Consider the following 16,246-nt stretch of genomic DNA (forward strand, 5'->3'; position numbering starts at 1 on the left):
TTGCCCAAAACGCGGCGCGATACTGCTGGACGCACCGCAGCCCGGACGCCCGTCGAGATCGAACTTGCGCGCCTGTTCGCCGACGTATTGCGGCTGGACGCCGTAGGCATCCACGATGATTTCTTCGCATCCGGCGGCCATTCGCTGCTTGCCGCTCAGTTGGCGAACCGGATCCGCGCCGTACTGAAAGTCGATGCAAGCGTCAGCGATGTATTCAGCGCGCCGACCGTCGAGCGGCTCGCGGCTTTGCTCGCAGGCGGCGGTGCGCGTCGCCCGCGCTTGTCGGCGGCGGGCTCGGGCGCGCACGCTTGCGTGTCGGCGGGTCAGCAGGGACTGTGGTTTCTCGCGCGGCTGGGACGCGGCGACGCCGCCTACAATCTGCCTTACGCCTTCGATCTGACGGGATCGTGCGACTTGCACGCGCTGCGCCTCGCGCTGCTCGACATCGTCACGCGTCACGAGAGCCTGCGCACGCTTTTTCGCGATGCGGAGCATGGCGTGGTCCCGCATCTCGTGCCCGCCGATGAGTTCGATGATCTGCTCGCCGTCACCGACTCGACGCCTGCCGAACTCGATCGCCATATCGCCGCCGAAGCCGGCACGCCATTCGACCTGGCAAGCCAGATACCCTTCAGGGCGCGCTTGCTGCGCTGGGCGCACGATCGCGCCGTGCTGGTGTTCAGTTTCCATCACATCGCGTTCGATGGCGCATCGCTTGCGCCCTTTCTGCGCGATCTGTCGACGGCCTATGCGGCGCGGCGCGAAGGCGCGCAACCGGACTGGACGCCGCTGCCGGTGCAGTACGCCGATTTCGCGCAGTGGCAGCGCACGCTGCTCGGCCCGTCCGATGAAACCGGCAGTCTTGCGCACCGGCAACTCGCCTACTGGCGCGATGCGCTGGCCGACCTGCCGGATGAATTACCGCTGCCGCGCGTACGCGCGCGACCCACCGACGGATCAGGCCGCGCCGAGCGTATCGCGTTTCGCATCGAGCCGGACTTGCATCGCCGCGCGGCGCACTTTGCGCAGGCTCACCACGCCACGCTCTTCATGGTCTTGCAGAGCGCGCTGGTTGCCGTGTTGCGGCGCTTCGGCGCTGGCACCGACGTGTTCATCGGCACGCCGTGCGAGGGGCGCTTCGACGAGCAACTCAAGGACGTCATCGGCTACTTCGTGAACAGCCTGGTGCTGCGCGTCGATGCCAGCGGTCGTCCCACCTTCCGCGAGCTGCTCGCGCGCGTGCGCGCAGCCGATCTCGCCGCCTACGCCCATCAGGAAGTGCCGTTTTCGAGCATCGTGGAGACGCTCAATCCCGAGCGCAGCGTCGCGCGCCATCCGCTGTTTCAGGTTGCGCTGACGCTCGAATACGGCGCTGACGCGCCACTCGCGCTGCCAGGCGTGAGCGCGCTTCCCCGCGTCATCGGCAATGCGGCGGCGAAGTTCGATCTCGCGTTCGAACTCGTTGCGCGCGGCAGCGGCGACGACGCGTACGGCGTCATCGAAGGCAGTCTCGAATTCGCTGCCGAGCTGTTCGATCCGGCGACGGCGCGCCGCATGGCGTCCGCGTTTCAGCGTCTGCTCGATCAGGCCATCGCCGATCCCGACGCGAGCATCGGCCGACATGCCGTGCTCGCCGCCGATGAACGCGCGGCGACGCTCGCGTTCGGCGTGCCGTCGCCGCAGCGTCGACGGGACGCGCAGTCGATCCCGCAACGGTTCGCGCAGATCGTCGAGCGGCAGCCCGACGCCATCGCCCTGCGTAGCGGCGGCAGCGGCGGGCGCGCGCTGACGTATCGCGAACTCGACCGGATGTCGAACCGGCTGGCCCATCGGCTGCGAGCGCATGGCGTCGCGCGCGAGGCGCGCGTTGCGGTCGACATGGCGCGTTCGCTGGAACTGATCGTCGCGACGCTCGCCATCGTGAAGGCGGGCGGGTGCTATCTGCCGCTCTATCGCGGCCAGCCGCCCGAGCGCCGCCAGCGCATGCTGGACGACACGCACACGGCACTGGTCCTGCACGACGCCGGTTCCAGCGCCGTCGATTGGCCCGTGGCCGCGCTGCGTATCGATTCCACGATGCTCGATGAAGGCGACGACCGGCCCGTCGATATCGACATCCCGCCGCAGTCACTCGTCAACATCATGTATACGTCCGGTTCGTCCGGGCAGCCCAAGGGCATCGAGCTGACGCACGGCGGTCTCGTCGACATGGCGATGGATCTGCTGGACTTCCCGCCGCAGTGCGTGCTGTTCCAGTCCTCCTATGCGTTCGACGCCAGCAGCTACGAAATCTGGAGCGCCCTGTTGCGCGGCGACGAACTGGTCGTGGCCACGTGCGAGCAGTTGACGCCCGCCGACCTGCGCCGCGAAATCGCCACGCACGGCGCAGGCAATCTTCTCCTGACGACGAGCCTCTTCAATCTGCTGGTCACGGAAGATCTGGAATGCCTCCGCGGACTGCGCACGATCCTGACCGGCGGCGACACGGCGTCGGTCGCGAGCTTTCAGCGCGTGCTGCGGCGTTTCCCGAACATAACGCTCCTGAACTGCTATGGCCCGACCGAGACCAGCGTGTTCGTCACGAGTTTTCGGGCAAGGCCGGACCGGCGGCTGCGGCATCCGGTCCCGATCGGCGCGCCGCGCGCATCGGCGCGGATTCATGTGCTCGATGACTTCCTGAACGTCTGCCCGATCGGCGTCGCGGGCGATCTGTACATCGCAGGCGATGTCCTCGCGCGCGGTTATGTCGGTCTGACGGGCATCACGGCGGAACGCTTCGTCGCCGATCCTTACGGCGCGCCCGGCGCGCGCATGTACCGCACGGGCGATCTCGCGCGCTGGAACGAAGCGGGAGAACTTGAGTTCGCGGGCCGCGCCGATCAGCAGGTGAAAGTGCGCGGACTGCGCGTCGAGCCGGGTGAAATCGAAACCGCGCTGTCCGAGCAGCCTGCGATCCGGGCCTGCGCAGTGCTGGCGCAGCAGGACGGCGCGGCCAGCCGCCTGATCGCTTATGTCGTCGCGGACGGGCATTACGACGAAAGCCGCGTGCGCGCGGCGCTCCGCCAGCGTCTGCCCGACTACATGATGCCGGTCGGCTTCGTCCGGCTCGACAGGCTGCCGATCACGCGCAACGGCAAGCTCGACCGCAAGGCGTTGCCCGCGTTCCAGGCGCGACCGTCCGCGACGCGCCAGCCCGCGAGCCCACGCGAAGCGACGCTGACGAAGCTGTTCGCCGAAGTGCTCGGCCTCGCATCGGTCGGAGCGGACGATGGCTTCTTCGCGCTGGGCGGCGACAGCATTCTGTCGATCCAGCTCGTCAGCCGCGCGCGCAAGGCGGGGCTGGTGCTGACGCCAGCCGACGTCTTTCGCGAAAAGACCCCGGCAGCGCTCGCCGTCGTCGCGCGCGATCCAGACGCCGAGCCGCAGCCCGCCGACGCTTCGTGGCCGGGCGTGCCTGCGGCGGTCGTCGCGGCGCTGCGAGCCGAGATTCCCGCCGCGACGGAGATTCTGCCGCTCGCGCCATTGCAGGAAGGCCTGTTGTTCCACGCGATGTTCGATGCCTCCGGCCCCGACCCGTACATCGTGCAACTGGTGCTCGACTTCGACGGCAAGCTGGACCGGGACAGGCTGCGCGCCGCCATCGACCGGCTGGTCGAGCGGCACGAAGCGTTGCGGGTCAGTTTCCATACCGTCGACGGGCGTGTCGTGCAGGCGTTGCACAGTGCCGTCTCCACACCGTGGCGCGACGTCGATCGACATGAAGCGCTCGCGGACTGGCTTGCGCAAGACCGCGAACGGCGCTTCGATCTGACTGCCGCGCCCTTGCAGCGCGCCGCCTTGCTGCGGCTCGGCGACGGCCGTCATCGGCTGGTGCTGAGCCTGCACCATCTTTTGATCGATGGCTGGTCGATGCCCGTCATGGTGTCGGAATTGATGCAGGCATACGCGGGCGAGCCGCTCGGCCTCGCGCCGCCGTTGCGCGATCAGTTCGTGTGGCTGGCGAAGCAGGATCGCGACAGCGCGCGCAAGGCATGGCACGCGGCGTTGGCCGGGCTGGACGGCCCCACGCGTCTCGTCGCGAGCGCCGATCCCGGCCTGCATGCCGCGCGGCAGCAGTCCGTCACCGGCACACTGGATGCGGACACGACGCTGTGCCTGCAAGACTGCGCGCGTCATCTCGGCCTGACGCTGGCGACTTTCGCGCAGGGCGCGTGGGCGATCCTGCTCGGCCACCGGACCGCGCGGGACGATATCGTTTTCGGCGTCACGGCGGCCGGCCGGCCGGCCGAGCTACAGGATGTCGAGCGGCGCGTCGGACTGTTCATCAACACGCTGCCGCTGCGTGCGACACTGCGCGCCGACGAAACCATCGCGCAGTTGCTCGAACGCATCCAGCGCGACCAGTCGGCGCTGCTGCCGCATCAGCATGTCGGATTGACGGAGGTTCAGGCGCTCGTCGGGCACGGCGAACTGTTCGACACGCTGATGGTGTTCGAGAACTATCCTGCCGCGCACACGCATGCCGAGATCGACGGCGCCGCGCTGACGGGCATGACCATCAACGACACGACGCACTATCCGGTAAGTGTGATGGTCACGCCGGGACGCGAACTGGAGGTGCGGATCGATCATCGCGCGGAGCTGGTTTCCGGCGACGACGCGCGGCGGCTGCTCGCCACGCTCATGCAGATTCTGCGGACGATGGCCACGCAGCCTGACAGTCTGGTTGGACGCATCGATCTGCTGTCGCGCGACGAACACGATGAGCTCCGCCACTGGAACGCGACCGCGCATCCCGTCGCCGAAGCCGATGTCGCGACGCTCTTCAGCGCGCAGGCTGCGCGCACGCCGGACGCCATCGCCGTGATGCAGGGCGGCGAGCGGCTGACGTACCGCGAACTCGAAGCGCGCTCGAACGCGCTGGCGCATTGGCTCGTGGAGCATGGCATCGGCCCGGAGCGCATCGTCGCCCTGACCATGCAGCGCACGCCCGACATGGTGGTCGCGATGCTCGGCGTGCTCAAAAGCGGCGGCGCGTATCTGCCGGTCGATCCGCACTATCCGCAGGCGCGCATCGACGCGATGCTCGCCGATGCACGGCCCGCGCGTACGCTCGCGGCCTTGCCATCGCTCGCGAACTGGCCGACCGGCGCGCCGTCGCGCGTTGTCGCGCCCGGCCATCCGGCCTATGTCGTCTATACGTCGGGCTCCAGCGGCAGGCCGAAGGGCGTCGTGGTGACGCGCGCCGGCATCGCGAGTCTGGTCGGCGCGCAGGCCGCGCGCTTCGGCATCACGGCGGCATCGCGCGTGCTGCAGTTCGCGTCGCTTTCGTTCGATGCCGCCGTGTCCGAAGTGCTCGTCACGCTGCTGCGCGGCGCGCGGCTCGTGCTGGCCGATCCGGCGTTGATGTCTGCGGAACGGCTCGCCGGGCTGATCCGCGGGGAGGAAATCACCTGCGTGACGTTGCCGCCCGCGCTGCTCGCGGCGATGGACCCCGCCACGATTCCCGCCGCGTGCACGATCGTCACGGCGGGCGAAGCCATCACGCCCGACACGGCCGGACGATGGTCGAACGGGCGGCGCCTCATCAACGCATACGGACCGACCGAAGTCACCGTCTGCGCGACCATGAGCGACGACCTCGCCGGCCCGGTCGCGCCGCCGATCGGACGGCCCGTCTGGAACAGCCAGATTCATGTGCTCGATGCCTGCCTGCGACCGTGCGGCGCGGGCGTGACCGGTGAAATCTACGTCGCCGGCGCGGGGCTGGCGCGCGGCTATTTTGGGCGGCCCGATCTGACGGCCGAACGCTTCGTCGCCAATCCGTTCGGCGCTGCCGGCACGCGACTGTACCGAACCGGCGATCTCGCGCGCTGGCGTGCCGATGGACAACTCGAATTTCTTGGCCGCGTCGATCAGCAAGTGAAGTTGCGCGGCTTTCGCATCGAGCCGGGCGAGATCGAAGCGGCGCTGATGGAACACGAGGGCGTGCGCGCATGCGCCGTGGCCGTGCGCGAGCGGCAGCTCATCGCTTATGTCGTGCCGGCATCGGCGGTCGACGAACCAGCGCTACGCGCAGCCGTGGCGAGCCGTCTGCCCGAGTACATGACGCCGTCGGCCTTCGTCGTGCTCGACGCGCTGCCGCTCACGCCCAACGGCAAGCTCGATCGCCGCGCGTTGCCTGCGCCGTCGCGCGCGGCGTCCTCGCTGCGGCGCGTCCCGGCGACGGAGCGGGAAGCGCTGATCGCACGTCTTTTCGGCGAAGTGCTCGGACGCGAGGACGTGCAGCCCGACGACAGCTTTTTCGCGCTGGGCGGCGACAGCATTTCGTCGATCCGCTTCGTGAGCCGCGCGCGTGCCGCCGGACTCGATCTGAGCCCGGCGCATGTGTTCCGGCACAAGACGCCGGCCGCGCTGGCGCGGGTCGCCGGTGCGGTTCCGGAGGTCCTGAAAGCCACGGAGGACACAGCCGGCCGCGTGCCCGCCACGCCCATCATGCGTTGGCTGATGGCGCGCGGCGGTCCGATCGACGCATTCAGTCAGTCGATGCGCGTGGCCTTGCCGAACGATGCGCGACAAGCACCGCTCGCAGAAGCGTTGCAGGCAGTGATCGCGCGGCATGCGCTGCTGCGGGCGCGCTTCATCGACGGAGAACTCGATACGGCCGCGCCCGCCGCCGATGCGCAAACCCCGTTGTATCGAATCGACGCGCGCGCCTGGACCGATGCCGATATCGATCGACACATCGCCCGCGAGCAACAGGCGTCCGAACGATGGCTCGCGCCGCAGCAGGGCCGCGTGTTGCGCGCAGTGTGGTTCGACCGGGGCGCGGCGGCGGGCTTGCTTCTGCTCACGATCCATCATTTCGTCGTGGATGGCGTGTCGTGGCGCATCCTGCTCGACGATCTGGCGCAGGCCTACGCACTCGCCGCGCAAGGCGAGCCGCCCGCGCTGCCGCCAGTGCCGACGTCCTTTCGCGGCTGGGCGCGCCATCTCCACGACGACGCACATAGCGCGCGGCGCGTCGCCGAACTCGCGCGCTGGCGATGGATCCTGGCCGCGCCCGATACACCGCTCGGCGGCCGCCCGCTCGAGCGCACCGACACACTCGCGACCGCGCGCCGCGTGAGCTCGGTGCTCGACGCCGCGACGACATCGCGTCTGCTCGGCAGCGTGCCCGCGCTGTTCCGTGGAGGCGTCAACGACGTGCTGCTCGCCGGCTACGCGCTCGCCGTGTCCGGATGGCGCGACGATACGCGCCCGGTCCTGCTCGATCTCGAAGGGCACGGCCGCGAGCCGGGCGAAAGCGGGCTCGATCTGTCGCAGACGGTGGGATGGTTCACGAGCCTGCATCCCGTGCGGATCGATCTCGACGGCGTCGAGCCCGGCGCGGCGCTGGTGAAGCGAGTCAAGGAAGCGTTGCGCGCGCTGCCCGACCACGGCATCGGCTACGGCATGCTGCGCTATCTCAATGCGCGCACAGCGGCGGAACTGCAAGGCGCGCACGCGCAGCTGTCATTCAACTATCTGGGCCGCTTCGGCCGCTCGGGCGACGCGTGGACTTCGATCGGCGGCCTGTCGCTCGAAGGCGGCGACGACGCCGATGCGCCCTTGTCCCATGCGATCGCGCTGGATGCGCAAGTCGTCGACAGCGACGAGGGCGCGCGCCTGCACGCGCACTGGACCTTCGCCAGCCGCGTGTTCGACGAGACCTCCATCCGCGAACTGGCCCGGCGCTGGTTCGACGCGTTGCGCGCCATCGCCCGAATCGAAACCGGGGGACTGACGCCGTCCGATATCGGCGTCGCCCTCACGCAAGCCGAGATCGATGCGATCGAGGCCGCCGCGCCCGGCGCGCAGGACATCCTGCCGCTTCTGCCCTTGCAGGAAGGACTGCTGTTCCATTCCCTCTACGATGCGTCCGGCCCCGATCCCTATATCGCGCAGATTTCGCTTGCGCTCGAAGGACGCGTCGACGCCGCGCGTCTGCGGGCCGCGGCGGATGCGCTGCTGGCGCGTCACGAAGCGTTGCGCGTCAGCATTCGCACGGTGGGCGGCCGGCCCGTCCAGGTGATCGCCGATGCGGTGAGCGCGCCGTGGCGCGAGACGGATGTGTCCGGCGCGGATGACGTCGCCGGGGCGCTGTCGGCCGTGCTCGCGTCCGAGCGCGAGCGCCGCTTCGATCTGACGCGCGCGCCGCTGCTGCGTTTCGCGCTCGTCCGGACCGGGCCACGGCGGCATCGGCTGGTCATGAGCAATCATCATCTGCTGCTGGACGGCTGGTCGATGCCGATTCTGGTGTCCGAACTGATGTCGCTATATGCGGGCGATCCGCTCAAAGGCGGTCTTCCGTTGCGCGACCAGCACGCATGGCTGACGCGTCAGGACAAGGCGGCTGCGCGCGCGGCATGGCGCGAAGCGCTGCGCGGGCTGGACGGACCGACACGGCTGAGCCGCCCCGAAACGGGTTCGCATGCACCGGATGTGCGTACCGCCCGCATCGAATTGCCCGAGTCTCTGACCAGCCGGCTCGCCGCGCTGGCGCAGCGCCTCGATGCTACGTCCAGCACGATCCTGCAAGGTTGCTGGGCCGTGCTGCTCGCGCGGCTCACGGGACGCGCGGACATCGTGTTCGGCGTCACGGTGTCGGGCCGTCCCGCCGAGCTGCCCGAGGTCGAGCGCCGCGTCGGCCTGTTCATCAATACGTTGCCGCTGCGCGTCACGCTCGATCCGGGCGAGCGCTGGACGGCGCTGTTCCGGCGCATGCAGGCGGCCCATGCGGACCGCTTGCCGCATCAGCATCTCGGCCTGACGGACATTCTGGAGGCGTCCGGACACGGCGAGCTGTTCGATTCGCTGCTGATCGTCGAGAACTATCCGATGGATGCCATCCGCGCCACCGATTCCGCCGATGAACTCGCGATCGCGGGCATCGACGGATACGACGGCACGCATTATCCGGTGACGCTCGTCGCGATTCCGGGCAGGCGCATGACGCTGCGTCTCGACTGCCGGACCAGCCAGTTCGATGCCGACGCGACGCACACGCTGCTGGAAAGATTCGTGCGCGTGCTGGAGCACGTCACGACGGCGCCGGATGCCGCGATCATCGCCCGCGATCTGCTCGCGCCCGCCGAAGCCGAACGGCTGGACGCGTGGAACCGGACGGCGCGCGCGATTCCCGAAGCGGATGTCGCTACGCAGTTTGCGCGGCAGGTACGCCGCGCGCCGCACGCCATCGCGGTCATGCAGGGCGACGAGCACTGGACTTACGCCGACATCGAACGGCGCTCCGACCGTTTCGCGCAGGCATTGATCGCACGCGGCATCGGGCCGGACGATCTGGTCGCGCTGACCCTGCCGCGCACGCCCGACATCGTAGTGGCCGTGCTCGGCGTGCTGAAGAGCGGCGCGGCCTTCCTGCCGATCGATCCGACTTATCCGCAGGCGCGCATCGCGGCCATGCTCGCCGATGCGAAGCCCGCGCTGGTAGTCGAAAGCTTGCCTGCGCATGAGGTCGATGGACACCCTGTCGCGTCCGCTTCCCGCGCGGAACATCTGGCCTATGTGATCTACACATCCGGTTCCACCGGCACGCCGAAGGGCGTCGCGGTGTCGCGCAGCGGGTTGGCAAACCTGCTCGCAGCGATGCAGGACCGCATGAGCCTGAAGGCTGGCGACCGCCTGCTCGCGGTGACGACGCTGGGCTTCGACATCGCCTGTCTCGAATTGCTCGGTCCGCTGCTCGCGGGCGCGACGATCGTGCTGGCCTCGTCCGACGACGTCAAGGATCCGCGCCGGCTCGCGCGTCTCGCCGGTTCATCGCGCGCCAACGTGATGCAGGCGACCCCGACGCTCTGGGACGCGCTGCTGCGCGAAATGGAGGACATGCAGCATGCGGACTTCACGCTCGCGCTCACAGGTGGCGAAGCGCTCTCCGCGCCCCTCGCCGAACGGCTTCACGCGCACGCCCAACGCGTGATCGATGTCTATGGACCGACCGAAACCACGATCTGGTCGACATCGGCGCAACTCGCGGTGCAAAGCCCGGGACCGGTCATCGGACGGCCGCTGTGGAATACGCGCGCGTACGTGCTCGATCGCTGGCTGGGCCGCTGCCCGCCGGGAACGGCCGGCGATCTGTACATCGCGGGCCGGGGACTCGCACGCGGCTATCTCGGCAGGGCCGATCTGACCGGCGAGCGCTTCGTCGCGGACCCATACGGCGCGCCGGGCGAGCGCATGTATCGAACCGGCGATCTGGCGCGCTGGTCCGCCGATGGCGAGCTGGAATTTCTCGGCCGTTCCGATCATCAGGTGAAGATACGGGGCTTTCGCGTCGAGATCGGCGAGACCGAAGCCGCGCTGCGCGCGCAGCCATCGGTGCGTGACTGCGCGGTTGCGCTGATCGACGGGCAACTGGCCGCCTATCTCGTCGCCGGCGCGGATTACGACGAAGCCCGCGTGCGCGCCGCGCTCGTCGGCAGTCTGCCCGACTACATGATTCCCGCGATCTTCACGACGCTCGACCGGCTGCCCGTGACGCTGAACGGCAAGCTCGACCGTGCCGCGCTGCCGGCTCCGGCGCGCGCGCCGCAACGCTTCCACCCGCCGCGCAACGCGCGCGAAGCGGAACTGGCGCAGCTCTTCGCGGATACGCTGGAACGCGACGCCGTATCGATCGACGACAACTTCTTCGCGCTGGGCGGCCATTCGCTGCGCGCGGCGCGCCTCGTCAACCGCATCCGCGACCGGATGGGCGTGGACGTCGGCATCCGCATGCTGTTCGAAGCGCCGACCGTCGCGCAGCTCGGCGAGCAGATGCGGCATCGTTACGCGCCGGATGCGCTCGCGTCCCTCTTGCCGCTGCAGCATGCGAGCGCCGCCGCGCCGCTCTTCTGCGTGCATCCCGGCTACGGCCTGAGCTGGTGCTATGCGACGCTCATTCCACATATTGGCGTCGATGTTCCGCTATACGGCCTGCAATCGCCGATGCTGATCGGCGAGGCCGCGCCGCCTTCGGTCGCCGGGCTCGCCGACCGCTATATCGCGCATATCCGCACGCTTCAGCCGCGCGGTCCGTATCGGCTGATGGGATGGTCGTTCGGCGGGCTGGTCGCGCATCAGATCGCGACGAGCCTCGAAGCGCAGGGCGAAACCGTCGCGCATGTCGTGCTGCTCGACAGCCATCTGCCGCGCGGCCTGCGGCACGAAACGCTCGCGCCGGCCACGCATCTGGGCAATGTCCTCGCGATGATCGGCTATCCGTTCAGCGAGGCGTCGCACGGCGCGCTGCAATGGGACCGCGTGATGGAGCATATGCGCGCGATCGAAAGCCCGCTCGCGCACATTCCGCAAAGCGCGTTGCCGGCGCTGGTCGAGGTGACGGCCTGTCATGCGACACTTGCCGCGTCGTTCCGGCCCGCGCCGCTCAGCGCGCCGATGACTTTCATGCGCGCCACCGCTACCCTCACTAACGAATCCTCGTTGGGCGCATGGCGGGCGAGCGCCCGTGGCGCGCTCAACGTGATCGATGTGCCCTTTGAACACGACCACATGCTGCGGGCCGACGCGCTCGCGGTCATCGGACCGGTCATTCGTGATCTATTTGCCAATCGGGTGAGACACAGTGAATGAGCTATCGCGACCTCTGATGGCGCGGCCGTTGACCGGGCGGGCATTTATCGACAGCCTGCGGGACGGACGCGACGTCTTCTTCAACGGCGAGCGCATCGACGACGTCGCGGCGCATCCCGCGTTTCGCAACAGCGCGCGCTCGATGGCCCGGCTCTACGACGCGCTGCACGATCCCGCGCATCAGAGCGCGCTCACCTGCGCGACGGACACGGGAAACGGCGGCTACACGCATCGCTACTTTCGTCACGCGCGCAACGCGGACGATCTGGTCGCGCAGCAGGAAGCGATTGCGTCGTGGGCGCGGCTCACTTATGGCTGGATGGGACGCACGCCGGATTACAAGGCGTCGATCATGAATACGCTCGACGTCAACGCCGGTTACTACGGCGCGCATGCCGACAACGCGCGGCAATGGCACAAGCTCGCGCAGGAAACGGTGCCCTTCATGAATCACGCGCTCGCCAATCCGCCGATCGATCGCGCGCGGCCCGAGCAGGCGCAGGATGTCTACATTCATATCGACGAGGAAACCGACGGCGGCCTCGTCATCTCGGGCGCGAAAGTGGTCGCGACCTCCGCCGCGTTCACGCACTACACGTTTCTCAGCCATCACGCGGGCATCGCGCGAAGCGACAAGAGCCGCGCCGTCATGTTCTTCACGCCGATGAACGCGCCGGGGCTCAAGCTCATCTGCCGCAACTCGTACGAATATCAGGCAGCGCAGGCGTCGAGCCCCTTCGATGCGCCGCTCAGTTCCCGCTTCGACGAGAACGACGCGATCCTGATTCTCGACCGCGTATTCGTGCCGTGGGAAAACGTGCTGAGTCACGGCACGGACGCCATGCCGCCGGATTTCCCGACCGCTTCCGGCTTCATGCACGGCACGAGCTTTCACGGCTGCACGCGTTTCGCGGTGAAGCTGGACTTTCTCACCGGGCTGCTTTCGAAAGCGCTGCACGTCACGAGCGGCGACGAGTTTCGCGGCAATCAGGTGATGCTCGGCGAAGTCATCGCACTGCGTCACATGTTCTGGTCGCTCGCCAACACGATGGCGCGTCAGCCGGATCGCTGGGTGCATGGCGCGGTGCTGCCGAATCTGCACGCGGCGCTCGCGTATCGCGCGCTTGCGCCGGATGCCTACGGGCGCATCAAGGAAATCGTTCACAAGATCGTGGCTTCGGCGCTGATCTATCTGCCGTCCTCCACGCGCGATTTCGATAACCCGGAGATCGACCGCTATCTGTCCCGCTACGTGCGCGGCTCGAACGGGATCGGCCACCGCGAGCGCATCAAGCTGATGAAGCTCATGTGGGACGCAGTCGGTTCGGAGTTCGCGGGCCGTCACGAACTCTACGAACGCAACTACATGGGCAGCCACGAAGAAATCAAGGTGCATCTGCAAGCGATGGCGTCGGCGGATGGTTCGCTGGCACAGATGACCGATCTGGTCGATCAGTGCCTCGCCGACTATGACGAACACGGATGGGTGAATCCCGTCTGGCAAACGCCATGATCCGGAGAGCGAGATGAATCCTTTCGATGACGAAACCGGCGAGTTTCTCGTGCTGCGCAATGAAGAAGGGCAGCATTCCCTGTGGCCTTCGTTCGCCGCCGTGCCCGCCGGATGGGATAGCGTGTTCGGCGTGGCGACGCGTCAGGCGTGCATCGCCTACATCAACGAAAACTGGACCGACATACGGCCGGCAAGCCTGCGGCGCGAAGCGCCGTAGCACGGGGATAACAAGCACTTATGAAATTCATCAAGCTGCTGTTCGGCGAGGCCAGACGCGACCGCACGCCCTTGCTCCTGGCCTCGACCTTGCCAGGCGTGATGATGTCCGGCGTGATCGCGCTGGTCACGACCGTCGCGAACCAGGATCAGTCGAAAGGCCCGAACCTCTATCTGATGGCGTTCTTCTTCATCGCGAGCGTCGCGTTGCTTCTCGCGATGAACTATGCGCTCAACGCCACCACCACCGTGATCTCCAACTTCATCCTGCAGAAACGCCTGAGCCTCGCGCGGGCAGTGCGTTCGCTGGACCTGGAGGCCTATGAGAACATCGGCGCGATGCGCGTGGACTTTGCCATCGGCCGGGACCTGCAGACCATCGAGGAAGCCGCGCCGACCGTCATCGTGCTGATTTACTTCGTCACGCAGCTATTGTCTTCGGCGCTGTATATCGGCTACCTGTCGCTGATTGCGTTCGGTGTCACGCTGCTGTTTCTGGGCGTCGCGACGTTCTTTTATCGCAGCAGCTACAAGTATGCGGAAGCGCTGTCGAAAGAAGCGACGGAACTCGAAAGCGCGTTTCGTTCGAGCTTCGATCACTTGCTGCGCGGCTTTCGCGAGATCAAGATGAATGCGCGCCGCGACACCGACCTCTTCGACAACTACATCGTGCAGCGGGCGCTCGCCGTGCAGGATTTGCGCGTGAGTTCGGGGCGCGGTTTCAATCGCGGCCAGACGCTGAGCGACGCGTTTTTCTATGGCCTGCTCGGTTGCATGGTGTTTCTGATGCCGTACTACATCAGCAATACGTCGACGCCGGCGAAGATCATTCTCGTCATCGTGTTCTCGGGCGGCGCCATCGCCAGTCTGATTCAGGCGCTGCCCGCGGTGTCGCGCGCCGATCTCGCCGTGGACCGCCTGGACGCGCTCGAACGCGAACTGGAGCAGGCCAAACGCGCGGCCGAATCGGGGCCCGACGCATCGGCACCCGTACTGGCGCACGGCATCACGCTAAGCGGCGTGAGCTACAGCTACAAGAATGCGGACGGACAGCAGGGCTTTCATGTCGGTCCGTGCGATCTTTTCATCAAGGCAGGCGAAGTGACGTTCATCGCAGGCGGCAACGGCAGCGGCAAATCCACCTTGCTCAATCTGGTCACACAATTGTACGCGCAGGATAGCGGCGAAGTGCGCTGGGATGAAAAGATCGTCACCGATGCCAATGCGACGGCGTATCGGCAATTGTTCTCGGTGATCTTCTCCGACTTTCATCTGTTCGATCGTCTCTATGGCCTCGATGCCGCGCAGGATGATCTGGCCGAACTGATCAGGGAAATGGATCTGTCCGACAAGGTTCATTACAAGCTCGGGCGTTTCAGCACCACGGATCTGTCGAGCGGGCAGCGCAAGCGGCTCGCGATGGTCAGCGCGCTCGCGGAAGGGCGCCCCGTGCTGATCTTCGATGAATGGGCGGCCGATCAGGACCCGCAGTTCCGTCGCTATTACTACGAGAAACTGCTGCCGCGGCTGAAGGCGGCAGGAAAGACGATCATCGCCGTCAGTCACGACGATCGCTGGTTCGGCGCCGCCGACAAGGTCGTCTGGATGGAAGAAGGAAAAGTCGCGCGCGTGATGACGGCGGCCGTCGATACCTGAGCGCATCTTTTCCCTCACACGACCCCTAATTCATTGCTAACTCCCTTTGCCTATATTTCATTGCGACTGGAAACGCGAACGAAGGGAGCAACAGCATGGACAACCCATTCGACGATGAACGAGCCACGTTCCTTGTCCTGATCAACGCATCGCGGCAACGCTCGCTCTGGCCCGCTCATCTCGACGTGCCGTCCGGCTGGGAAGTGGAGCATGCGCATAGTTCACTCAGGCAATGCCTCGACTTCATCGATGCCCGTTCGATCGATCCGCGTTCTCATTGAACCTTGCTCTGGGGATAGAAAATGGCAAAGCGCATCGTGAAGGTTATCGATCTGGTTCCGGGCCGGAATGTGGAACTTCCATCGATCGAAAACGAAACACTCGGACACGACAGATTCTGGCGCGATTTCGTCTGCGCCCAGCAGCCTGTCGTCATCAGACATGCTGTCCCGAACTGGCCTGCATTGAAGAAGTGGGGCACGCCCGGTTATCTCGAAGCACTGACGAATCGTGAGGTAGGTGTATCCGATACCTTCAACGCGAGTCCGGCCGGACTCTGGCACCAGAACCTGCCGAAGTACCGCCTCGATGAAGCCATCGCGCGACTGCGCAACGCCACGCCGGAAGACACGTTGGCCATTCGCGCGTTGCCCATTCCACCGGAATGGAAAGCCGATCTCGGCAGCTATGATTTTCTCGGCGCGAACCGCGATTTGCCGCCACGCGTCTATGCGCGCGACCGTCTTTTCATTTATCGCAATGCTTCGACCGAGTGGCATTACCACACGACGGACGAGACGTTGACGACACAGATTCTCGGATCGAAACGCATCTCGATGTTCAGGCTCTCGAATGAAGACTGGCACGCGTATGCCGGGCCGATCAGGTCCAACCTTCACCACATGGAGGAACGGGCGCGTTTCTTTCCCGCGGACGCGTCGCTGATGAAATTCGAAGCGACGCTCGAGCCCGGCGATGTCCTCTATATCCCGCCGTTCTGGTGGCATGGCGTCGACCCTGCGGATACCGGGTTCGGCATCACGCTGGCGCATTGTTTTCGTACGCCGCTCAACCGGCTCGGATCGTTGAGCGACCCGGCCGTGAGGGACGTCATCCGGGCACAGGGAAGCCTCGCGCTGGCGCTGCGCATGAGAGCGTTCGTCGCGCTGGGCTCGCTGTCGCGAATCGTGAATCCCTGATCGATTCCGCCCTTCATCGCCCTGT

At 66.7% G+C, this 16,246-nt stretch carries 6 protein-coding genes; all 6 read left to right on the forward strand.

Features of this window, described 5'->3' with window-relative positions; translation table 11 throughout:
- The 6 genes from BTHE68_RS30860 (at position 1) to BTHE68_RS30885 (ending at position 16,221) form a co-directional block, all read left to right on the forward strand.
- Positions 1–11,637 carry an amino acid adenylation domain-containing protein gene (locus BTHE68_RS30860; protein WP_502710629.1) on the forward strand — a complete coding sequence of 3,879 codons (11,637 nt, stop codon included), beginning with the start codon at positions 1–3 and terminating at the stop codon, positions 11,635–11,637.
- Between the two features lie 16 nt (positions 11,638–11,653).
- Complete coding sequence (locus BTHE68_RS30865) at positions 11,654–13,150, forward strand: 4-hydroxyphenylacetate 3-hydroxylase N-terminal domain-containing protein (RefSeq protein WP_162070095.1); 1,497 nt, start codon at positions 11,654–11,656, stop codon at positions 13,148–13,150.
- Between the two features lie 13 nt (positions 13,151–13,163).
- The gene (locus BTHE68_RS30870; protein ID WP_162070096.1) at positions 13,164–13,367 is read left to right on the forward strand and encodes an MbtH family protein; all 204 of its coding nucleotides are present in this window, start codon (positions 13,164–13,166) and stop codon (positions 13,365–13,367) included.
- A gap of 20 nt (positions 13,368–13,387) precedes the next feature.
- Entirely contained in the window at positions 13,388–15,022 is a 1,635-nt protein-coding gene (locus tag BTHE68_RS30875; RefSeq protein ID WP_162070097.1) for a cyclic peptide export ABC transporter, read from the forward strand.
- Between the two features lie 95 nt (positions 15,023–15,117).
- Positions 15,118–15,303 (forward strand): MbtH family protein, encoded by a 186-nt coding sequence (locus BTHE68_RS30880; RefSeq protein WP_162070098.1) that lies wholly within the window; start codon positions 15,118–15,120, stop codon positions 15,301–15,303.
- Positions 15,304–15,324: 21 nt separating this feature from the next.
- Positions 15,325–16,221: a cupin-like domain-containing protein gene (locus tag BTHE68_RS30885; RefSeq protein ID WP_162070099.1), complete on the forward strand. Its 897-nt coding sequence runs from the start codon at positions 15,325–15,327 to the stop codon at positions 16,219–16,221.
- The last annotated feature ends 25 nt before the right edge of the window (positions 16,222–16,246 follow it).

The organism is Burkholderia sp. THE68 (genome assembly GCF_009938265.1).
Lineage (GTDB): Bacteria > Pseudomonadota > Gammaproteobacteria > Burkholderiales > Burkholderiaceae > Caballeronia.

What these genes read in the sequence shown, in the direction of transcription:
- BTHE68_RS30865 (WP_162070095.1), top strand. Translation starts at nt 11,654, where the DNA reads ATGGCGCGGCCGTTGACCGGGCGGGCATTTATCGACAGCCTGCGGGAC.
- BTHE68_RS30870 (WP_162070096.1), top strand. Translation starts at nt 13,164, where the DNA reads ATGAATCCTTTCGATGACGAAACCGGCGAGTTTCTCGTGCTGCGCAAT.
- BTHE68_RS30875 (WP_162070097.1), top strand. Translation starts at nt 13,388, where the DNA reads ATGAAATTCATCAAGCTGCTGTTCGGCGAGGCCAGACGCGACCGCACG.
- BTHE68_RS30880 (WP_162070098.1), top strand. Translation starts at nt 15,118, where the DNA reads ATGGACAACCCATTCGACGATGAACGAGCCACGTTCCTTGTCCTGATC.
- BTHE68_RS30885 (WP_162070099.1), top strand. Translation starts at nt 15,325, where the DNA reads ATGGCAAAGCGCATCGTGAAGGTTATCGATCTGGTTCCGGGCCGGAAT.